Below are 18,880 nucleotides of genomic sequence, written 5' to 3'. Positions count from 1 at the left end.
GAAGGTACCCGAAAAATAAGGAAAATAAGAGAATTCTAAGGGGATGTTAAGGATCGGTGATCGAGACCAAGGGTGCCGGCCCTTGTGTCGATCAGCTAGGCGGCGTCGCGCTGCAGGAAATTCGCCAACGCGACGAGCCGATTTTTGGTCTCGCGTTTGAACATTCGTTCGGCTATCGGCTCGATGAACGCCGGCCTGCAGGTGAACGTCATGGTGTACGTCGCCAGCGACAGGTCTTGGCGGTGATCGGCGGTGCGGTCGGTGTCGTCGCTGTCGATCGGTTCATGACGTAGCGACGCCGCCCATTTGGTGAAGAAGGGCGGCTTGGACTCGAGCTTGATCGCCGCCAGATGGGGCGGCTTGAAGGTGACATACCGAGTGCGGAAGGAATACCCGCCCAGGATCCACCGCGCGGTGCACACCGCGACTGTGCCCACGCCGACGCCCACGTCGGAGCTGCCGCCTTCCAGGTATGCGCGGCGTAGCAGGGTGTCCCATTCCAGCCGTCGGTCGTAATCGTGAATCAGCTCGAATGTCTGCTCGCAGCCGGCGGGCATGACCTGTGACACCACGATGTGGACGGTCACGGATGAGCCGCCTGCGCGAAGACCAGCATCACGGCTCTCCGTGTCGTCCGGTCGCGGCCAGCAGCTCGGGCACCGTCTCAAGCTTCACTCGGGGGCGCCCCTGTGGTTCACCGGTGGCGCGCTCGCGTGAATCGATGGTCAGCCAATCGGATTGAGACACGATGTGTGGCTCGTGACCCAATAGCCATTCCTCGAGTGCGGCGGCATCGGGTGCGGCACCCAGTTCGGCGGTCACCAGCTCGGCGAGCAGGGTGTCGACCGTCCCCTGCGAGTCGCTCTTGTTGGTTCCGATGACGCCGACAGGGCCTCGCTTGATCCAGCCGACCACATATTCGTTGTCGCGGTCCTCAATGCGTCCCGCACTGTTGAGAATGACCCCGCGCCGCGAGTCGAAGGGCAACCCGGGCACTGCTACCCCGCGATATCCGATGGCGCGCACCACCAGGTGGGTAGACAGGGTTACGCGCTCACCAGTGTCACGGGCGACGATGTATCCGTCCTCCTCGACTAACTCATTGCGGCCCAACGTGATTGATTCCACCTCGCCGTCGCCGTGTAGCTCGATGGGGGAGGTTCGGAACTGGAACACCACGCGGCGATTGCCCTCGGTGTGCGGCCGCTCGGAGTATTTGCGCAAGGTCTCGATGTTGGTGCGGGTGGGCTTGGGTGCGGCCGCAAGCTGTTCGTCGCTGATGCCGGTTAGGTCATCGGGGTCCACGATCACGTCGACACCGGGCAGCTCGCCCATTTCGCGCAGTTCCAGCGGTGTGAAGGTGGCCTGCAGGGGACCGCGCCTTCCGATGATCACCACCTCGCGGATCGCATTGTGGTCCAAAGAATCCAGCGCGCGATCGGCGATATCTGTGGTGTGCAGCGACTCCGGGTCCATGCCCAGGATGCGTGCCACGTCGAGTGCCACGTTGCCGTTGCCCACCACGATGGCGCGCTCTCCCGAGAGGTCCACCGTCACGTCCTGATGCGTGGGATTGGCGTTGTACCAGCCCACCACGTCGACGGCAGCCACACAGCCGGGTAGGTGGTCGCCCGGGATGCCCAGTGGCTTATCTGACTGGGCTCCCACCGCGTAGATCACCGCGTCATAGCGAGACGCCAACTCTTCTGCGGTGATCTGGACTCCGACTTCGATGTTGCCGAAGAACCGGAAACGCGGGTGCGTCGCCGTTTTCTCGAACACCGCGCTGACCGATTTGATCTTCGGGTGATCGGGCGCAACGCCCGACCTCACTAAACCCCAAGGGGTGGGCAGCATCTCGAGCATGTCGACATGCACGTCGAAATCGGAGTGTTTGAGCAGCGATCCGGCGGCGAAGAACCCGGAGGGTCCGGCACCGACGATGGCGACGTGAACGGCGCGCACCCTCGTACGTCCTTATCTGCCCGCCAAGGCAGCAGCTGTCGTCGGCTATGGGCTGGCCGACAGGGGGCTGGCCGCGGTCCTGTGCGGACGGGTTACCCCACCGATGCTAGCGACGGTTCCGAGGGTGCGTCGGTAGACGTGCGGACTAGGCCCGCATTTCGTAAGTACCGGACAGTGCCTCGACCCGATTCCAAATCTCATCGAAGCGTTCGGAATTGAATACCGGTTCTGAAATAACGTCCTTGGCCCACTGCCGTTGTGAGGCGGTGGCCTCACGCTTGCCGAGCAGGTCGACCGCATACTGCGAGAAGTCCCGGTTGAGGATCTCAAAGATCTGATCGAGGAGCGCGGCGTCGGTGCCGCGCAGTTTGGCCTGCTCCAGAATCAGCCCGCCGTATACGACGAGCGTGAACAGCTCGCCGATGGAGAGCTGCAGGTCCAGGCCGGCGCTCTTGATGGCGTCCTTCTCGGCGGCCACCAGGCTGGCCAATGCCTCGGCCCGCTCGGTGAAGGCCGCGACGTTGGGGATGCCGGCGTTCTCAGTGAAGGCCTTGCGCCAATCGTGGAATTGAACCCTGCCCAGGCCAGCTGCCGCGCCCTGGTTGAACAGGAACTCGTCATCGGCGGCCTGCAGTTGCACCCCGGGGATCGGCAGATCCTGGGAGTGGTGCAGGTAGGCGGGCATGAACTTGAGGATCAGCGCGAGGTTGACGGCCACCGTGCCCTCCAGCTTGGGCAAGCCGGTGACGTCGATCCGGGCGGCTGCGGTGTAGCTGCTGTTCTCGAAACCCTTCGCTGACACGACGTCCGACAGCAGCGCCAGCACCTTCTCGGCCTCGGTGGTGGCCTTCATCTTGGTTACCGGGTTGAACAGCAGGTAGCGCCGGTCCTCCGCGTTGGCGGTGCGGAAGTAGTCCACTGCCCGCTCGCTGAACAGCTTCATTCCCAGCAGCCGGGCGTAGGCGTCGACGAACTCACGGCGCACATGGTCGAACTTGGTGACGGGGTTGCCGTACAGGATCCTGTTGTGGGCGTGGGTGATTGATTCGTAGAAGGCGTGGGTGGACAGGCCGATCCCGCCGAAGCACAGGTTGAACTTGCCGATGTTGACGGTATTGAGCGCCGCGCTGAAGGCGTCGGCACCGACGTGCAGGATGTCGTCCTCGCTCACCGGGTACTCGTTCAGTTCGAACTCGGCGACGTACATCTGGGACGGCACCACGTTCTTGACCACCCGGTAGTTGGGGTGCTCGCTGTCGGCGAGGAAGAACACATATTGGTCCAGCCCGTCGCGGCCCTCGACGCGGCCGAAGACCGAGACGATGCGGGCGCAGTTGCCGTTGCCGATGTAGTACTTGCTGCCGGATGCCTTGTATCCGCCACCCTCGACCGGGGTGAGTACCAGGTCGGTGGAGTAGATGTCGGCGCCGTGGGCCTGCTCGGACAGACCGAAGGCAGCGACGGCACCGCCGTCGAGTAGGTCGGCGGCGCGCTTGCGCGGGTCGGGGTTGGCGCTCTGCCACACCGGACCGAGTCCGAGCACGGTCACCTGCCACGGGTACCAGTAGTTGAGGCCGTAGAAGCCGAGGATCTCCGAGAGCTTGGCCACGCGGGAGGTATCCCAGCGCTTATCGGCGTTCCCGGCGCCGTCGGCGGCGGGGGTCAGGAAAGTCGCGAACAGCTTCTCGCGTGCCGCGAAGTCCAGAAAGTCCTGGTAGAAGACCTTGTCTACGTAGTCCTGGAGGAGCCGGGTCTTCCCGCGCTCCTCGAACCAATCGACGGTCGCCTTGAGGAGACGACGGGTTTCGCCGTCGAATTCGGCGAACTCGTCCTGGGTCGGGTGCAGCAGTTCGGTCTGGGGGGCGGTTTTCGTATCCTGACTCACGGTCAGGAACTTACCAGTGCGTCAGTTTGGTTGGGGAGACCCCGACGAGACTGCGGTGCGATCGAGGTTCCGGCTCAGATCGCGCTCTGAATACAGGCTCGATGGGGGAAGGCGTCAGTTGACTCGACGTGCTGAGTGGATGTCCGTCTGGTCGACTTCGTGACGACAATGGCGGTGTCGTCGCCGTCCGAGCCGGGCCAATGCCATCAGTGCGAGATCGTCGGCATCCATCGCGGGCCGATGCGGTACATAATCGTCGAACAGGACAGCCTCTACGTCTTGCCGGCGCAGGTCATCCTGGATGCCCGACGTGAACGTCGAATCGGCGTTGCGTGGCTGGGTGTGGTGGAAAATTCCTTGTGTTGCCAGTGATCTCACCATGATGACGCCGCCCTCGCCGCGGTCGGCGATTCTCTGCCCAAACCGGTGGGTGAGATAGAGCGTGCGCATTCGGTTCAAGTCGGATTCGCCGAAGCGGCCACCGGCGGCATCCTGGTCGGTGACGCATACCAGCAGACCCACGTCGATATCGTCGGTGGCCACGGCGAGCTCGCCGGTGAAGACGTCGGGAGAGGTGGTTCGGACACTCACGCCGGCAGTCATGGTCAGCGTGTACGCATCGGCTCTCCCGCCGTGTGCCGCAAGGACGATGTTGATGCCGTTTGCGGCGATATGGCGTGCGAATGCGGCCGCGGTTTCGGTCTCTCCAGCGGCGATGACGGCCCACGGGCCATACTCTGATTTTGGTAGAGCGGCTAGCTGTTGCCCGAAGGAGTACATGTGGAGCGGGTCCCCCAGGTAGCTAGGCGGCTAAATATTGCATTTCTTCGTCAAATTCGATATATCAAATACCAACGAATATTAGCAGCGCGATGATCCGATTGGGGTGCGAATGACGAAGCCTGCACCCGCCGTTGTGCGTGCCACCGAAATCCTCGACTACCTGGCAGGTCGACCCACGCAGCCGCTGTCGATGACCGAGATCGCTGAGGCCGTCGGCGTCAATCCCGCATCCACGCTCGCGATACTTCAGGCGCTCACGGAGGGCGGGTACATAGTCCGCCACCCCCGCCACAAGACGTATTCCATCGGTCCTTCCATGCTGATCACCGGTCACGCGGCACGGGTGCGCTTTGAGATCGCCGACGTGGTGGATGCGGAGGTGAAGCAACTCGCCACGCAGTTCGGTACGGCGTGTACGGCGTCGATGATTGCCGGAGAGGACGTCGCGGTGATCGCATCGCACGGTCGATCGCCCGCCGGTGCCAGTTACCAGGTAGGGCAACGTATTCGGCTCGCCGCGCCTGCCGGTCTGGTGTTTATGGCCTGGGCGCCGGAGGACGCGGTGCGTCGATGGCTGCTGCGGGCGACTCAGGTGATCACCGACGAGCTGTGGGGCGGGATGCAAGCCATGTTGGCCGGCATTCGCCGGCAAGGCTATTTCGCGTCTGTGCAAAGCGATCGCGTTGACAAGTTCTACCTGCAATACGGCGCGGCTGCCCGCCACGGCTCTGTCGGCGAGAGGCTCGACACCATCCAATCGATGCTCGCGGCCCTGCTGGCGCGGATGGGCGAGCCGATCGATTTCAGCGAGCCACGACGGATCGGGTTTCTCGGCGCACCCGTCTTCGGCGGCGACGGGGAGGTGGCGGTAATGCTCAGCGTGTTGGGAACCCCCGACCGCCTCACCGAAGCCGAGGTCGCGGACGCGGGCAATCGGCTGAGATTCAGCGCCGACCACATCACCTCGATCACCCACGGCAGGCAGGGTGTCGGCACGTAAACATCGGGTTGGAGTGGGCGGCACGATCTGCCCGGTAGCCTGAACTGTTGTGGATCTGGACTGCCAAGCCGATATCGCTGACCTCGACACGACTCTCACCACGGTGGAGCGTGTTCTCGACGTCGACGGCCTGCGAAGCCGGATCAAGACGCTCGAGGAAAACGCCGCCGACCCCAACCTGTGGGACGACCAGGCTCACGCTCAACAGGTGACGAGCCAGCTCTCGCATGCGCAGGGCGAGCTGCGGCGGGTCGAGGCGTTACGGCAGCGCCTCGATGATCTGCCGGTGCTGTACGAGCTTGCCGAAGAAGGTGATGACGCCTCGGTGGCTGCCGAGGCTGATGTCGATCGTGCCAAGCTGCGCGAGGATATCGAGGCAATGGAGGTCCGGACGCTGTTGTCCGGCGAGTACGACGAGCGCGAGGCCGTGGTCACCATCCGATCCGGCGCCGGCGGCGTGGACGCCGCGGACTGGGCCGAAATGCTCATGCGCATGTACATCCGTTGGGCCGAGGCGCACAAATATCCGATCGAGGTGTTCGACACCTCCTACGCCGAAGAGGCGGGTATCAAGAGCGCCACCTTCGCCGTGCATGCACCCTTCGCCTACGGGACGTTGTCGGTGGAGCAGGGCACGCACCGGTTGGTGCGGATCAGCCCGTTCGACAACCAGAGTCGGCGGCAGACCTCGTTCGCCGATGTCGAGGTGCTCCCGGTGGTGGAGACGACCGATCACATCGACATTCCCGAAGGCGATCTGCGTGTTGACGTTTATCGATCGAGCGGACCGGGCGGGCAGTCGGTGAACACCACCGACTCGGCGGTGCGGCTCACGCATATCCCGACGGGCATTGTCGTCACCTGTCAGAACGAGAAGTCGCAGCTGCAGAACAAGGTCGCGGCGATGCGCGTGCTGCAGGCCAGGCTGCTGGAACGTAAGCGCCATGAGGAGCGTGCCGAAATGGATGCGCTCAAGGGCGACGGTGGTAGCTCGTGGGGTACCCAGATGCGCTCGTACGTGCTGCAGCCCTATCAGATGGTGAAGGACCTCCGTACCGAGCACGAGGTGGGCAACCCCGCGGCGGTGCTCGACGGGGACATCGACGGATTCCTCGAGGCCGGGATCCGCTGGCGCAATCGGCGAGATGACTAGCGCCGCTGAGTTCAGTGCGGCGAGTCTTCGCCTAGCAGAGCGCTGGAACACCTTGTGGTCCAGCCAGGTTGGACGCTGGCTGCTCGACAACGGTTTGCGGATCGTCATTGCCGTGCTTGGTGCGGTCATTCTGATCCGCTTCATCAACTGGGGTGCCCAAAAGCTCACCCGTCGGCTGGACCGCTCGTTCACCCAAAGCGACGCCTTGGTCCGTTCGGAAGCCAGCAAGCACCGGCAGGCGCTCGCTTCGGTGGTCTCCTGGTTTGTCGTGGTGCTTGTCGTCGTCATCACCACCGTGCACGTCGTTGGGGTCCTGGGGATCTCGATAGGCGGGCTGGCGGGTCCGGCCGCGGTGTTGGGCGGTGCGCTCGGTTTCGGCGCGCAGCGTGTCGTCCAGGACCTGTTGAGCGGGTTTTTTCTCATCACCGAAAAGCAGTACGGCTTCGGTGATCTTGTGGAGCTGTATGTGCAGGGGCAGACCACCGAGTCCCGAGGGACCGTCGAGGAGGTCACCCTGCGGGTTACCAAGTTGCGGTCGACCGAGGGCGAGGTGATCACCATCCCCAACGGGTTGATCGTCAAGGCGGTCAACCTCTCCAAGGATTGGGCACGCGCGGTCGTCGACATCCCGGTGCCCACGAGCGTCGACCTGGCCCGGGTCAACGATGTGTTGTACGACGTCTGCCAGCAGGCGCTCGTAGACCGCGATCTCTCGCAGCTGCTGCTCGATGCCCCGTCACTCATGGGTGTGGAGAGCATCGAGGTGGACCGGGTCAACGTGCGCATGGTGGCGCGGTCGCTGCCCGGTAAGCAGTTCGAAGTGGGACGGCGGTTACGCGCCAAGGTGATTGCGGCCCTGGCTAAGGCAGGTGTCGCGTTGGTGGGGGACAGCCGCCCGGTGGTGCGCACGATGTCGTCGTCGAGCTCCGGTGAGCTGAAACGTGATGCCAAGCGCGACGACGGTCGCGACGAAGGTGTCGACACCAAGCCGCAGCCGGTCGTGAAGCGGAGTGATCTCGAATGAGTGAACCCGGCGAGGGCGCGCTGATGGAAAGGATTCTGTCCCGCGCCAAGAAATTCCGCGACAAGATTCGGATCAGGACGTCCACGGCCGTGCTGATCGTCTCTCTCATCGGGGCGACCTGGCTCTACGACGTCACCCGGCCGGAACCGTCGCCGCCACAGCCGCCCCCCGGATATACGTGGGTGCCGAAGCCCAGCGTCACCACTCCCGCACCGCGGCCCGTGCCGTCCACCACGTGGCGTCCGACGACCACCACTGCGCCCACCACGACGACGACGGAGCCGACCAACACGATCGTCACGACGTTCCCGACGTTGACGCCCAGCGGAATGCCGCCGACACCCCCGACGACGACGGCACCTCAGCCGCCGGGTCTGTTACCGCCCTGGCTGGTCCCGCCGCAGCTTCCGCCGCTGCCGGGCGTGCCTCCTCCGCAGCCTTCCTCTCCCGCTCCATAGTGCGGCGTCAGGGTCATCACGGCTTTCCCGGCTAGACTGGCGTGCCGTGATCAGCCTCGAAAAGGTAACCAAGCTCTACAAATCGTCGGCTCGGCCCGCATTGGACAATGTGAGCCTCGAGATCGACAAGGGTGAGTTTGTGTTCCTCATCGGACCCTCCGGGTCGGGCAAGTCGACTTTCATGCGGCTGCTGCTGGGTGAGGAGCTGCCCAGCAAGGGTGAGATCCAGGTCTCCAAGTTCCACGTCAACAAGCTGCGCGGTCGGGAGATCCCGCATCTGCGGCAGAGCATCGGCTGCGTTTTCCAGGACTTCCGGCTGCTGCAGCAGAAGACGGTTTACGAGAACGTGGCCTTCGCGCTTGAGGTGATCGGCAAGCAGACCGACATCATCAACCGGATCGTGCCCGAGGTGCTGGAGATGGTGAACCTGACCGGTAAGGCCAGCCGGCTGCCCTCGGAGCTGTCCGGCGGTGAGCAGCAGCGCGTCGGTATCGCGCGGGCCTTCGTGAACCGTCCGCTGGTGCTGTTGGCCGACGAGCCGACCGGAAACCTGGACCCCGAGACCAGTGAGGACATCATGGCGCTGCTGGAGCGGATCAACCGCACCGGCACCACCGTGTTGATGGCGACACACGACCATCACATCGTCGACTCGATGCGTCAGCGTGTGATCGAGTTGGAACTGGGCAAGCTGATCCGCGACGAGCAGCGCGGTGTCTACGGAGTGGATCGATAAATGCGTTTTGGATTCCTGTTCAACGAGGTCCTCACCGGCCTGCGTCGCAATGTGACGATGACGGTGGCGATGATCATCACTACCGCTATCGCGATCGGGTTGTTCGGCGGTGGTCTGCTGGTGATATCGCTGGCCAAAAACTCGAAAGCCATCTACCTGGACCGGGTGGAAACGCAGATCTTCCTCACCGAGGATCTGTCGGCCGGCGATACCAGCTGCAGCAGCGATATCTGTAAGGGTCTGCGCGACGAGATCGAGAAGCGTTCCGACGTGAAGTCGGTGCGTTTCGTGAATCGTGACGACGCGTACGCCGATGCGGAGAAGCGGCTGCCACAGTTCAAAGACCTGATGAAGGATGTGAGCAAGGACGCGTTCCCGGCCTCGTTCATCGTCAAGCTCAAGGAGCCGGAGAAGCATGCCGATTTCGACGAGGCATTCGTCGGTACGCCCGGTGTCAAGAGCGTGCTCAACCAGAAGGATCTCATCGACCGGTTGTTCGCGGTTCTGAACAGCCTGCGGGATGCGGCGTTCATGATCGCGCTGATTCAGGCCGTGGGCGCGGTGTTGTTGATTGCCAACATGGTTCAGGTCGCTGCATACACGCGGCGCACCGAGGTGGGCATCATGCGTTTGGTGGGTGCCACCCGTTGGTACACACAGTTGCCGTTCCTGTTAGAAGCGGTCATCGCTGCGCTTACCGGCGTGGCACTGGCGGTGATCGGTCTGATCGTGGCGCGGGTGACCATTCTGAATGGCGCTCTGCAACAGTTCATTCAGGCCAATCTGATCGCGCCGATCACCTATGGCGACGTCTTCCTCGCGGCCATCCAGATGGCGGCGCTGGGCATCCTGTTGGCCGGAGTGACCGCCTATGCGACGCTCCGTTTGTACGTACGACGATGAGTAAGAAACCGACCGACGGGCGCCAGATCATCGCGTCCAATCGCAAGGCGCGGCACAATTACTCGATTCTCGATGTGTACGAGGCGGGCGTCCAGCTGGTCGGCACCGAGGTCAAGACCCTGCGCGAGGGCAAGGCGTCGCTGGCGGATGCGTTCGCCACCATCGACGACGGCGAGGTGTGGCTGCGTGCGTTGCATATCCCGCAGTATGTGCAGGGCACCTGGACCAACCATGCGCCGCTGCGGAACCGGAAGCTGTTGCTGCACAGAGCACAGATCGATCAACTTCTGGACAAGATCCGCGATGGCAACCTGACGCTGGTGCCGCTGTCGCTGTACTTCCTGAACGGCAAGGTCAAGGTCGAGCTGGCGTTGGCGCGGGGTAAGCAGGCACACGACAAGCGTCAGGACATGGCCAAGCGGGACGCCTCTCGTGAGATCACCCGTGAACTGGGCCGGCGCGCCAAAGGCATGTGACCCGGCGGATTACGTGGCCACCGGTTGCGGCATCTGTTGCCTGCGTTGCCGTTCGACGGTGATCAGGTAGAAGGCCCAGGCGAACGCGAAGCTTGTAAAGAGGCTGGAGACGAAGTAAAGCCATGGGCGTCGGATGCCACGGCGGTACCCGTCGATGATGGTCATGAGGGGCAGCAGTATCACGTTGCCGATGGTGTAGTCCTGGCTGGCCGAGCCCGCCGCCGGGTTGACGAACATCAGCTTGATGTAGTCGATCCACCCCGTCACGGGGTTGGACACGTGGTATTCGGTGACGTATCGGATGTTGAAGTACCAACCCAGCGCGATGGATGCGATACCGACGATGTAGTAGCCGACCTCGAGTAGCGATAACGCGGGACCCGTTGCAGGCCGGGCGAATATCGTCCGGTTCGAGGAGACGATGAGCGCGATGACGGCGATTCCCAGGATTGCGTGGACGATCAGCGAGATCATTTTCGGAGCCTCGCAGCGAGTGGCAGTTTTGTCAATAGTGACATAACTTGCCTTCGGCCGTCCTTGGGGTACCTTTCGGGAATGGTGAGGCCTGCCCAGACCGTGCGCAGCGAGCGGACCCGCGCCGCGCTGCGGCAGGCGGCAATGGTGCGTTTTCTCGGCCAAGGGGTTGAGGAGACGTCGGTCGAGCAGATAGCGGCAGACGCGGGTGTCTCGCTGCGTACCTTCTACCGCCACTTCGAGTCCAAGCATGATCTGCTTTTTCTGGATTACGACCTCGGCTTGGAGTGGTTCCGCAGCGCCCTGGATGCGCGATCGCCGGGTGAGCCGGTCATCGAATCGGTGGAGTCTGCGATCTTCGGTGCCCCCTATGACGTCGACGCGGTGGTCAAGATCGCGACGCTGCGTAACCAGGAACTCGACCGAGCGCGCATCGTGCGGCATATTCGTCAGGTGGAGGCCGAATTCGCCGAGGTAATCGAGAGGCATCTCGTTCGCGATCACGGCGTCGCCGCCAATCCCGATGTGCGCCTGCAAAATACCGTGACGGCGCGGTGTATCGCGGCGGCGGTCTTCGGCGCCATGGACGCGTGGATGCTCGGGGAGGATCGCTCGCCTGAGGAGCTTGCGCGTTTGAGTCACACCGCGCTGGATTTCCTGAAGGCGGGAATCGGCGATATGTCCTGAAACCAAGTTTTGTCACTATTGACAAAACTTGACGGGCCGTGTCAACGTGGGGTGATGGCGGACTTCGAGGCGATCGTGATCGGTGCGGGGCACAACGGACTCACCGCCGCGGCGAAACTTCAGCAGTCGGGACTGCGCACGGTATGCCTTGACGCCAAGTTGTATGCCGGTGGCATGGCCTCGACGGTGGAGCTGTTCGACGGGTACCGATTCGAGATCGCCGGATCAGTCCAATTTCCGACATCGGCTGTCCTCAGTCATGACCTAGGGCTTGACACCTTGCCGGCCGTCGACCTCGATGTTGTTTCCGTAGCGCTCAGGGGGATCGGTGACGAGCCGCTCATCTACTACAGCGATCCGATGAAGCTGTTGACTCATCTCAACGAGGTTCACGGTGCCGAGGCGGTTAACGGCATGGCGGGCATCATGGCATGGAGCCAGGCGCCCACGAGGGCGCTGGGTCGATTCGAGGTGGGGCAGTTGCCCAAGACATTTGACGAGATGTATGCCTGCGCGACAAACGAATTCGAGCGTTCGAGCATCAATGAGATGCTCTTCGGATCGGTGACCGATGTGTTGGATCGGTACTTCCCGGACAAGGAGAAGCACGGTGTGCTGCGCGGGATGTTGGCATTCCTGGCGCTCAATATGACCTACCGCGGACCGGATACCCCGGGTAGCGCAGCCGCGCTGGCCTTCGGGCTGGCGATGCCGGACTCGAACGCCTTGCAGATGAAGAAGCTCCGTGGCGGTATTGGTGCGTTGACATCTCATCTACATGACCGTTTCGCCGCTCATGGTGGTGAGGTGCGCCTGCGCAGCAAGGTGACCGAAATCCTCACTGCCGACGGCCGAGTGACCGGGGTGAGCTTGGAAGACGGATCGACAATCACTGCACCGGTGGTTGTTTCGTGTGTGGCGCCCGATCTCACCGTCGTGGAGATGTTGGAGCCCTCGGCGGTGCCCGCGGATCTGCGCGACCGGTTCGCGCGCGTCGACCATCGTGGCAGCTATCTGCAAATGCACTTCGCTCTTGATGCGCTGCCGGAGTTCGTTGCGCCATACGAGAATCTCAACGATCCGGAGATGCAGTCGACGGTTGGCATCTACAGCACACCCGAAGAGCTGCAGACCCAGTGGGAAGACTGCCGCCGGGGGATTGTGCCCGCCGATCCCGCCGTGGTGTTCCAGATCCCGTCGTTGCATGACCTAGAGCTGGCGCCCGACGGTAAGCACGCGGCCTCTGCGTTTGCGTTGTGGTTCCCTGTCGAAACGGAACACTCCCGATACGGGGAGATGAAGACGGAGATGGGGCAGCGGGTGATCGACAAGATTTCCCGACTGGCTCCTAATTTCAAGGACATCATGCTGCGGCACACCACCTTCACGCCGCGGCATATGGGCACCATGTTCGGGGCGCCGGGCGGCGACTATTGCTTCGGGCTGGTTCATGCGGACCAAATCGGCCCCAACAGGCCGGGGCCGCGCGGATACCGTGACCATCCTTTGCCTGTCGACGGCTTGTATCTCGGGAGTGCAGGATGCCATGGAGGACCGGCGATTTCCTTCATCCCCGGATATAACGCCGCCCTGCAGGTACTCGCGGACGCCGGTTAGAAGGCTCGGCTGCCCGTCGGCGACAGCACGAATCCGTGCGGACCGTCGCCCGTGAAGTTATTGGGCAGGATGCAGATCGTCTCGCGTTGATCGCCCACACCACACGTGATCATCTTGTCGGTGGTCTTGAGGCCGTAGGTGATCTTCTGGCCGGGGGTCAGCGGGCGATAGGCGCTGGGGTCGACGGGCGCGGGGCCGGCCGGTGACGCATCGGGCCGCGCGACAATCTCCTGCTGGCCGAGGTCGGGCATGTGGGTCAGGCTCGCGGCCGGGGTATTGAGCGACACCGCGGCGATGTTCTCGTCGCCTGCGACACCGGGGAGCTTGCCCCAGCACGTGCCGTCGAGGCCGGTGGCCCGGGAGTTCGAGGTGATGCGGCACCGCAGGCCGTCCGGGGTGAGGAACTGCACGCCCGAGGTGGCGTACGCAGAGTAGGTCTCGAATGCGGTGGCCTCGACCGGCGCGTAGCCGTCAAGGTTGGGCACCGCCGGGTCCGCGGACGCCTGACCGGCGAAGACGGTTGCGGCGGCGGTGACGATGGCACAGATGGGGGGCAGCATTCGCATGGTGTTACTCCCGAAGTTCGGTGATCCCGAGCACGCTACCGTGGCGCGGGCCGGTAATTAGGTGGCTTCGTGGACATGCGGCGGTAGGATGGAGTGTCCCACCGAAGTTCGGAGGGAATGCGAGGGGCTGAAGGGTTTCGACTTCGCGCATCGAATTAAGGGAAGCGTGCCGGTGCAGGCAAGAGACCACCGTAAGCGTCATTGCAACCAATTAAGCGCCGACTCAAATCAGCGCGACTACGCACTCGCTGCCTAAGCGATTGCGTGTCTGTCAGACCGGGAGCTCCCGCGGCCCGGACCCTGGCATCAGCTAGCGGGATCAACCGGTGGTTTCGGCCGCGGAGACCACCGGGACACTTAACAGCGGCTGGGATCGTCATCTCGGCTTGTTCGTGGGACTGAGAGATCCGAGTAGAGACAAAACGAACTGCGCACGGAGAAGCCTTAAGGACAGGCCGGAGGACCCGGGTTCAATTCCCGGCAGCTCCACAGAAGAAGACCCCCCGAGATGCTCGGGGGGTCTTCTGATTTTGTGCCTGCGGTCAGACCTCAAACGCCGGCGGGTAGGTGACCTGGCCACGCGGCGTCTCACGTTCGGGGTCGAGCGCGAGGGCCAGGAAGGCCTCATCGGGGACGTCGAATCCTGCCGTGATATCGACGGCGGATGCTGGCGTGAATCCGAAACGTGGGTAGTAGTCGGCGTGGCCGAGCACCACAATCAGGTTCTTGTCAGCGTTCAGTACAACGTCAGCTCGTTCTCCGAAATCGCGAACCCTCTGCCTAGCGAGTTCTGACAGGTGGTCATGCCTTGTCCGTCCGTCGCACACGTGACCCAGGCGGCCTCGAATGCCTTTTTGGCCTCGGCCTGTTCGGCATCCGTCGAGTGTGTCGGGTCCTTCGAGGCCTTGACGACCCAGAAATAGCTCGGGTAGCGGCTCACCTCACCGGCGATCGTCAGTTTGTGGCGTGCGGGTAATCGCAGATCGGGTCGGTCCTTCCATCGGCTGATAGAGCCGTTGACCCGCTTGCTGTTGTCGTCTTGGTCGAATCCGAGCAACCCCAACGGAGTGACCTCGCCGCCCTTCTCGAATGTCAGTTTGAGGTCGTAGCCATCTTTGACCGAGGCAGCCGGCATCCCCGGCAGCGAGCCGTCGACGCGCCCGCAGATCACGTCTTTGTACGAGATCTGACAGATCAACCCGTCATCGGTGCTGAAGGCGTACACATCGAACCCACCTCTTCCGCGGAAGTACGGCGAGTACTCGCCCAGGTAGCTCTTGGCGATCACCGGGGAGTATCCCGACAGATCCGGTGCAGCGTGGGCCTGGGGACTCACGATGACGGCTACCGCCAGAATTGCCAGGCCCGCTGTGCCCCAAAGGAATCGCCTCATGGTCGGAACCTCGGGGCTTCGTCACCGCTGAAGACGATCAGCTGCGATCGGTAAGTCTGGTCGGCGCTGTAGCAGCCGGCGATGCTGCCTTCGTCCGCCCAGCATGTGACCAGGCGAGGATATGCGTCCGGGCTATCGGAGCTGATGGTGATCTTATGGTGCGCTGGAAGTAGCCTCGCCGATGATACGTTCCGCAGGTCGACGGAATGTCCGTTCTGGTCGACCCATCGCTGGGTTTGCCCGAATCCGGATCCATTGAGCCCCAACTGCGCGTAGGTGATGCGTCCCGGTGGGGGAGGTAGCACTCCGGGCAGTGTGCCATCGTCGCGGGTACAGACGAGACTTCGACTAACTAGGCTGCAGAACAAGCCATCCTCGGTTCGGAACTGTAGCGAGAACATCGGATCGCGACCCGGCTGCACCGGTGCCGTTAGATAGCCCGCGACATCGTCACGTGTGAAATCGGATAGATCAGGCACGTTGTCGGCGTTCGCCACTGGGCTGAAGACCAAGCCAGCCAGTAGCGCCCCGCCCCAAGTCAGCATGTTTGCCCCCATGTTGACGATAGTACCGGCAGAGGATGCTCTGGCAACGCTGCGGCTGGCCTCCCGTTTGCACGGCACTGTGATGTAGGCGATCTGATGGTCGATGTCATGTGACCAGGTGACACCTCCGCGGGTGCCGACAACCGATCCGCTGTCCAAGGCGCAGTTGCCGATTCGCTCGTACTGAACTTTGTAACCCTGCGATTGGAGCTCGGCACCGAGTTCGCGAGGCGCCTGAGGCGATTTGGGGCCCGCGGCAGCGGGCGCTGCCCACAGCAACGCGAGCGAAGTACATGCGGCCGCCGACAGGCCGAAGGTAGAGAAGAAGCCCCCCGAGATGCTCGGGGGGCTTCTTGGTTCAGGGGTTTCCTTGGCGCCCTCATACCCGTGGTTGGCGCTGGGCCAGGACGGGAAGCACGTGCTCGGCGAGTAGGGGCGCGAGATCTGCAGGGTATGGCTCTTCGAGTAACTGCCAGCGCAGCTCTACGATCTCGGCCGCAGGCTGACTGACCGGCACCGGCGGATGCTCGAATACCGTTGACTCAACGTCGAATCCGGGTTCGTTCGCGGCTTCGGCTCTAAAGACTCCGATTAGGCGCAGTGCGGTCGGCTCCAGATTTATCGAGAGCTCTTCACGGACTTCACGCACGGCGGTCTCTTCGGCGCTTTCGCCCATGTCGGGCTTCCCGCCGGGCAACATGAACCGTGTGCTGCCACGTTTCCGGACGGTCAGAACCGCTCCGCGGTCATCTCGCAGCACGACAGCGCTGACCTTAATCGTGGGTATGGCCTCGCTCGCGCGCACGCTGCCAGCATAGAAGCTGTATTCGATTCACAGTCTTGAGCCTTGGGAGCCTGGGACATGAAGTAGCTTGCCCTTTACTTCGCCGTGCGCTTGCACGCCACCGTGATGTAGGCGATCTGATGGTCGATGTCATGTGACCAGGTGACGCCTCCGCGGGTGCCGGCACCGTCACCCACACCGCCACCGGCCTTGGTTTGTGTGGTCGTATCTGCCCACACGGCCGGCCCTATCCGGGTGCCGACAACCGATCCGCTGTCCAAGGCGCAGTTGCCGATTCGCTCGTACTGAACCTTATAGCCCTGCGATTGGAGCTCGGCACCGAGTTCGCTGGGCGTTTGAGGCGATTTGGGGCCCGCGGCAGCGGGCGCGGCCCACAGCAACGCGAGCGAAGTACATGCGGCCGCCGACAGGCCGAAGGTAGATTTGGACATGCCACACCTTTCGTGGAGTGGTTCTGAAGGCGCTGGCGGCGGGAGGCTTTGGCGAGACGACCGCCGCCAGCGCTTATGTTTCACGTTCGGGACATACGGTTCACTAGCCGCAACGAGTGCTGAGCTCCATGCATTCCCCGATAGGAGACGACACGCTCACGTAGCCGTTCTCTGGCGTACGGACGTACTCCAAATACGGCTTGCTGCTTTCGAATCCGACGTTATCCGCAATGACGAGCGCGCCCGGCGCCAGCTTGTCCTCGAGAATCTTGAGGATCGGCAGGTCGAGATCGGGCCAGCCGTCCAGCAGAAGGAATTCGATCGGACCCTCAATCGTCTTCAGCGTCTCGCGGGCATCGCCCTCCAGGATGGTGATCAGGTCGGACACTCCGGCCTCGGCGAATGTCGCGCGCGAGGCGGCGATCTTCGCGGTGCTCATCTCGGTGGTGATGATGCGGCCAAAACCGTTGTCGCGAACGGCTGCGGCTGAATGCAGGGTGGAGATCCCGAACGACAACCCGTACTCCACGATCGTCTTCGGTTTGACGGCGCGGACCAGGCTGTAGAGGAGCCGACCGCCATCGGGGGCGACGGGAACGTAGGTGTTCTGGAACAGCTCGACGCGTTCCTCGACGGATTTCTTGTGGAAGGTGTCCCGGTCGACGGGCGGCGCGTCGTGCGAGGCGTTCTCGAAGAGTCGGTCGACGATCGCGGCGAATTCGGATTCATGGAGTGTTGTTGTCATGATATCTAGAATAGACGCAACGTCTCGTCTAGTCTAGGGTGGTGATTCGATGAACGTTGTGAACGAGACGGCGAAGCCCCGCGAGGCCGACGACGCGCGCCGTCATTTCGGAAACCGGCATGGCCGCAGTGACACCGCTCGCGAGGCCGTCATTCACGCTGCCGACGATCTACTGGTCGCCAAGGGCTATGCCGGGGTCACCATGGAAGGCATCGCCAAGGCGGCGGGTGTCGCCAAGCAGACCGTCTACCGATGGTGGGGTTCGAAGGCTGACGTGCTGATGGACGTCTTCCTCGAAGACGCTGCGCTCCAGCTCGACCCGCCCGATCTCGGCAGCCTTGAAGCCGATCTGCGGCACCACCTGGGTGTCACCGCGCTGTTCCTCATGGCCGATGATGCGGGTGCGGTGTTCCGGGCCCTCATTGGCCAGTCGCAGCATGACCCACAGCTTGCGGATGCTTTCCGGGCTCGTTATCTGCGTGAACAGCAGGCGCGGGACCAGATTCCGTTCGCCCGTGCGGTGGCGCGAGGAGAGCTGCCCGCCGACGTGGATATCGCTCGTCTAGCCGAACAGCTAGTGGCGCCGCTGTACTACCGCGTGATCGTGACGGGGGAGGCGGTGGGCGACGAGTTCCTCGACTGGCTCGTCGAAGATTTCTTGGCTCGCCGGAAATAATGTCAGTTGAATTGACATTTAATCTGTCATGACCGAAACCGACTTTCACGCCAATGTGATCGACCAGATCCGCGATACCGGTGGCGCAGAAGGCTTCTTTGCTCAATTCGACATGCTCATCCTGCACACCGTGGGGGCCAAGTCCGGCGAGTCGAGGCAAAATCCCATGGCCTATCAACCGGGGGAGGACGGTGGCGAGTTCTACGTCTTCGCCTCCAACAACGGCGGCGACCACAGCTCTGGCTGGTACTACAACGCTCTCGCCCATCCCGGGAAGGTGTCGGTGGAGGCTGGCGGCAGCCACTACCCGGTGACCGTGCGCGATGTGGTGGGTGCGGAACGCGACCGGGTCTACGCCCGTCAGGCGGAGCGCTACGAGAACTTCGCCGAGTACGAGCGCAAGACCACCCGGGTTATCCCGATCCTGGGGCTTATCCGCGCGGATTAGCGGGTGGCCGTGATGGATTCACAAGTACCTCACAGCTAGGCGCGAGTGGGGACTCGCCGCGGAATCCGATGCGTGCTTGCCGGGTTTTGGACGAGTCGTCCAGAACAATG

Annotated in this window: 23 protein-coding genes and 1 other RNA gene; 11 read left to right on the top strand and 13 right to left on the bottom strand. The window is 62.9% G+C overall.

The features are described 5' to 3' along the window. Positions 1-95: 95 nt before the first annotated feature. The 4 genes from MLB1_RS04015 to MLB1_RS04000 form a co-directional block, all read right to left on the bottom strand. Complete coding sequence (locus MLB1_RS04015) at positions 96-587, bottom strand: SRPBCC family protein (protein ID WP_180748401.1); 492 nt, start codon at positions 585-587, stop codon at positions 96-98. A 28-nt stretch (positions 588-615) separates the two neighbouring features. Continuing rightward, a complete protein-coding gene (locus tag MLB1_RS04010; RefSeq protein WP_180748400.1) occupies positions 616-1,965 on the bottom strand; it encodes an FAD-dependent oxidoreductase in 1,350 nt (449 codons plus the stop codon). A gap of 145 nt (positions 1,966-2,110) precedes the next feature. Further along, entirely contained in the window at positions 2,111-3,850 is a 1,740-nt protein-coding gene (locus MLB1_RS04005; RefSeq protein WP_180748399.1) for an acyl-CoA dehydrogenase, read from the bottom strand. 114 nt (positions 3,851-3,964) lie between these two features. Next, positions 3,965-4,630 (bottom strand): short-chain dehydrogenase, encoded by a 666-nt coding sequence (locus tag MLB1_RS04000; protein WP_180748398.1) that lies wholly within the window; start codon positions 4,628-4,630, stop codon positions 3,965-3,967. Between the two features lie 112 nt (positions 4,631-4,742). On the opposite strand from MLB1_RS04000, the gene MLB1_RS03995 reads away from it, so the two are divergent. From MLB1_RS03995 to MLB1_RS03985, 3 genes are read left to right on the top strand one after another with little or no spacing between them, the layout of a single operon-like run. Further along, a complete protein-coding gene (locus MLB1_RS03995) occupies positions 4,743-5,633 on the top strand; it encodes a helix-turn-helix domain-containing protein (protein WP_180748397.1) in 891 nt (296 codons plus the stop codon). A 49-nt stretch (positions 5,634-5,682) separates the two neighbouring features. Next, the gene (prfB, locus tag MLB1_RS03990) at positions 5,683-6,786 is read left to right on the top strand and encodes a peptide chain release factor 2 (protein WP_180748396.1); all 1,104 of its coding nucleotides are present in this window, start codon (positions 5,683-5,685) and stop codon (positions 6,784-6,786) included. After that, positions 6,779-7,810 (top strand): mechanosensitive ion channel family protein, encoded by a 1,032-nt coding sequence (locus MLB1_RS03985; RefSeq protein ID WP_180748395.1) that lies wholly within the window; start codon positions 6,779-6,781, stop codon positions 7,808-7,810. The genes prfB and MLB1_RS03985 overlap by 8 nt, the downstream gene beginning before the upstream one ends. Positions 7,811-7,934: 124 nt before the next feature. On the opposite strand, the gene MLB1_RS03980 is transcribed toward MLB1_RS03985, so the two are convergent. After that, positions 7,935-8,141 (bottom strand): hypothetical protein, encoded by a 207-nt coding sequence (locus tag MLB1_RS03980; RefSeq protein ID WP_180749678.1) that lies wholly within the window; start codon positions 8,139-8,141, stop codon positions 7,935-7,937. A 173-nt stretch (positions 8,142-8,314) separates the two neighbouring features. On the opposite strand from MLB1_RS03980, the gene ftsE reads away from it, so the two are divergent. Genes ftsE through smpB form a run of 3 tightly spaced genes read left to right on the top strand, consistent with a single transcriptional unit; the run spans position 8,315 to position 10,383 of the window. Continuing rightward, a complete protein-coding gene (ftsE, locus tag MLB1_RS03975) occupies positions 8,315-9,004 on the top strand; it encodes a cell division ATP-binding protein FtsE (RefSeq protein ID WP_180748394.1) in 690 nt (229 codons plus the stop codon). Beyond that, positions 9,005-9,907 (top strand): permease-like cell division protein FtsX, encoded by a 903-nt coding sequence (ftsX, locus tag MLB1_RS03970; protein WP_180748393.1) that lies wholly within the window; start codon positions 9,005-9,007, stop codon positions 9,905-9,907. It abuts the gene before it with no gap. After that, complete coding sequence (gene smpB / locus MLB1_RS03965) at positions 9,904-10,383, top strand: SsrA-binding protein SmpB (RefSeq protein ID WP_180748392.1); 480 nt, start codon at positions 9,904-9,906, stop codon at positions 10,381-10,383. The genes ftsX and smpB overlap by 4 nt, the downstream gene beginning before the upstream one ends. A gap of 9 nt (positions 10,384-10,392) precedes the next feature. On the opposite strand, the gene MLB1_RS03960 is transcribed toward smpB, so the two are convergent. After that, on the bottom strand, positions 10,393-10,857 hold the full coding sequence (locus MLB1_RS03960) for a DUF2834 domain-containing protein (protein ID WP_180748391.1): 465 nt from the start codon (positions 10,855-10,857) through the stop codon (positions 10,393-10,395). Positions 10,858-10,938: 81 nt separating this feature from the next. On the opposite strand from MLB1_RS03960, the gene MLB1_RS24005 reads away from it, so the two are divergent. Together MLB1_RS24005 and MLB1_RS03955 are read left to right on the top strand one after the other, a co-directional pair. After that, positions 10,939-11,544: a TetR/AcrR family transcriptional regulator gene (locus MLB1_RS24005; RefSeq protein WP_255485584.1), complete on the top strand. Its 606-nt coding sequence runs from the start codon at positions 10,939-10,941 to the stop codon at positions 11,542-11,544. Positions 11,545-11,598: 54 nt separating this feature from the next. Continuing rightward, complete coding sequence (locus tag MLB1_RS03955) at positions 11,599-13,161, top strand: NAD(P)/FAD-dependent oxidoreductase (RefSeq protein ID WP_255485583.1); 1,563 nt, start codon at positions 11,599-11,601, stop codon at positions 13,159-13,161. On the opposite strand, the gene MLB1_RS03950 is transcribed toward MLB1_RS03955, so the two are convergent. Then, the gene (locus MLB1_RS03950; protein ID WP_180748390.1) at positions 13,158-13,727 is read right to left on the bottom strand and encodes a hypothetical protein; all 570 of its coding nucleotides are present in this window, start codon (positions 13,725-13,727) and stop codon (positions 13,158-13,160) included. The genes MLB1_RS03955 and MLB1_RS03950 overlap by 4 nt on opposite strands. A 123-nt stretch (positions 13,728-13,850) precedes the next feature. Between MLB1_RS03950 and ssrA the strand changes: the two genes are divergently transcribed. Beyond that, positions 13,851-14,219: a transfer-messenger RNA gene (ssrA, locus tag MLB1_RS03945) on the top strand. Between the two features lie 50 nt (positions 14,220-14,269). On the opposite strand, the gene MLB1_RS03940 is transcribed toward ssrA, so the two are convergent. The 6 genes from MLB1_RS03940 to MLB1_RS03915 form a co-directional block, all read right to left on the bottom strand. Then, complete coding sequence (locus tag MLB1_RS03940) at positions 14,270-14,443, bottom strand: hypothetical protein (protein ID WP_180748389.1); 174 nt, start codon at positions 14,441-14,443, stop codon at positions 14,270-14,272. A gap of 20 nt (positions 14,444-14,463) precedes the next feature. Then, a complete protein-coding gene (locus MLB1_RS03935) occupies positions 14,464-15,120 on the bottom strand; it encodes a hypothetical protein (RefSeq protein WP_180748388.1) in 657 nt (218 codons plus the stop codon). Next, on the bottom strand, positions 15,117-15,944 hold the full coding sequence (locus MLB1_RS24000; protein ID WP_255485809.1) for a hypothetical protein: 828 nt from the start codon (positions 15,942-15,944) through the stop codon (positions 15,117-15,119). The genes MLB1_RS03935 and MLB1_RS24000 overlap by 4 nt, the downstream gene beginning before the upstream one ends. 100 nt (positions 15,945-16,044) lie before the next feature. Next, positions 16,045-16,398 carry an NUDIX domain-containing protein gene (locus MLB1_RS03925; protein ID WP_255485711.1) on the bottom strand — a complete coding sequence of 118 codons (354 nt, stop codon included), beginning with the start codon at positions 16,396-16,398 and terminating at the stop codon, positions 16,045-16,047. A gap of 146 nt (positions 16,399-16,544) precedes the next feature. Further along, on the bottom strand, positions 16,545-16,901 hold the full coding sequence (locus tag MLB1_RS24235) for a hypothetical protein (RefSeq protein ID WP_180747720.1): 357 nt from the start codon (positions 16,899-16,901) through the stop codon (positions 16,545-16,547). A 103-nt stretch (positions 16,902-17,004) separates the two neighbouring features. Beyond that, the gene (locus MLB1_RS03915) at positions 17,005-17,646 is read right to left on the bottom strand and encodes a class I SAM-dependent methyltransferase (protein ID WP_180748386.1); all 642 of its coding nucleotides are present in this window, start codon (positions 17,644-17,646) and stop codon (positions 17,005-17,007) included. A 58-nt stretch (positions 17,647-17,704) separates the two neighbouring features. Here MLB1_RS03915 and MLB1_RS03910 point away from each other — a divergent pair, with 58 nt between their 5' ends. Both MLB1_RS03910 and MLB1_RS03905 read left to right on the top strand, forming a co-directional pair. Further along, positions 17,705-18,322, top strand: a complete 618-nt coding sequence (locus tag MLB1_RS03910; RefSeq protein ID WP_180749677.1) for a TetR/AcrR family transcriptional regulator — start codon at positions 17,705-17,707, stop codon at positions 18,320-18,322. Positions 18,323-18,350: 28 nt separating this feature from the next. Continuing rightward, the gene (locus MLB1_RS03905) at positions 18,351-18,770 is read left to right on the top strand and encodes a nitroreductase/quinone reductase family protein (RefSeq protein WP_180748385.1); all 420 of its coding nucleotides are present in this window, start codon (positions 18,351-18,353) and stop codon (positions 18,768-18,770) included. The last annotated feature ends 110 nt before the right edge of the window (positions 18,771-18,880 follow it).

Origin of the sequence: Mycobacteroides sp. LB1 (genome assembly GCF_013449725.1) — a bacterium.
Classification (GTDB): domain Bacteria; phylum Actinomycetota; class Actinomycetes; order Mycobacteriales; family Mycobacteriaceae; genus Mycobacterium.
This window is presented reverse-complemented; position numbering and strand designations above follow the sequence as displayed.

What these genes read in the sequence shown, in the direction of transcription:
- MLB1_RS04000 (WP_180748398.1), bottom strand. Translation starts at nt 4,630, where the DNA reads ATGTACTCCTTCGGGCAACAGCTAGCCGCTCTACCAAAATCAGAGTAT.
- MLB1_RS03995 (WP_180748397.1), top strand. Translation starts at nt 4,743, where the DNA reads ATGACGAAGCCTGCACCCGCCGTTGTGCGTGCCACCGAAATCCTCGAC.
- MLB1_RS03985 (WP_180748395.1), top strand. Translation starts at nt 6,779, where the DNA reads ATGACTAGCGCCGCTGAGTTCAGTGCGGCGAGTCTTCGCCTAGCAGAG.
- ftsX (WP_180748393.1), top strand. Translation starts at nt 9,005, where the DNA reads ATGCGTTTTGGATTCCTGTTCAACGAGGTCCTCACCGGCCTGCGTCGC.
- smpB (WP_180748392.1), top strand. Translation starts at nt 9,904, where the DNA reads ATGAGTAAGAAACCGACCGACGGGCGCCAGATCATCGCGTCCAATCGC.
- MLB1_RS03960 (WP_180748391.1), bottom strand. Translation starts at nt 10,857, where the DNA reads ATGATCTCGCTGATCGTCCACGCAATCCTGGGAATCGCCGTCATCGCG.
- MLB1_RS24005 (WP_255485584.1), top strand. Translation starts at nt 10,939, where the DNA reads ATGGTGAGGCCTGCCCAGACCGTGCGCAGCGAGCGGACCCGCGCCGCG.
- MLB1_RS03955 (WP_255485583.1), top strand. Translation starts at nt 11,599, where the DNA reads ATGGCGGACTTCGAGGCGATCGTGATCGGTGCGGGGCACAACGGACTC.
- MLB1_RS03950 (WP_180748390.1), bottom strand. Translation starts at nt 13,727, where the DNA reads ATGCGAATGCTGCCCCCCATCTGTGCCATCGTCACCGCCGCCGCAACC.
- MLB1_RS03935 (WP_180748388.1), bottom strand. Translation starts at nt 15,120, where the DNA reads ATGAGGCGATTCCTTTGGGGCACAGCGGGCCTGGCAATTCTGGCGGTA.
- MLB1_RS24235 (WP_180747720.1), bottom strand. Translation starts at nt 16,901, where the DNA reads ATGTCCAAATCTACCTTCGGCCTGTCGGCGGCCGCATGTACTTCGCTC.
- MLB1_RS03915 (WP_180748386.1), bottom strand. Translation starts at nt 17,646, where the DNA reads ATGACAACAACACTCCATGAATCCGAATTCGCCGCGATCGTCGACCGA.
- MLB1_RS03905 (WP_180748385.1), top strand. Translation starts at nt 18,351, where the DNA reads ATGACCGAAACCGACTTTCACGCCAATGTGATCGACCAGATCCGCGAT.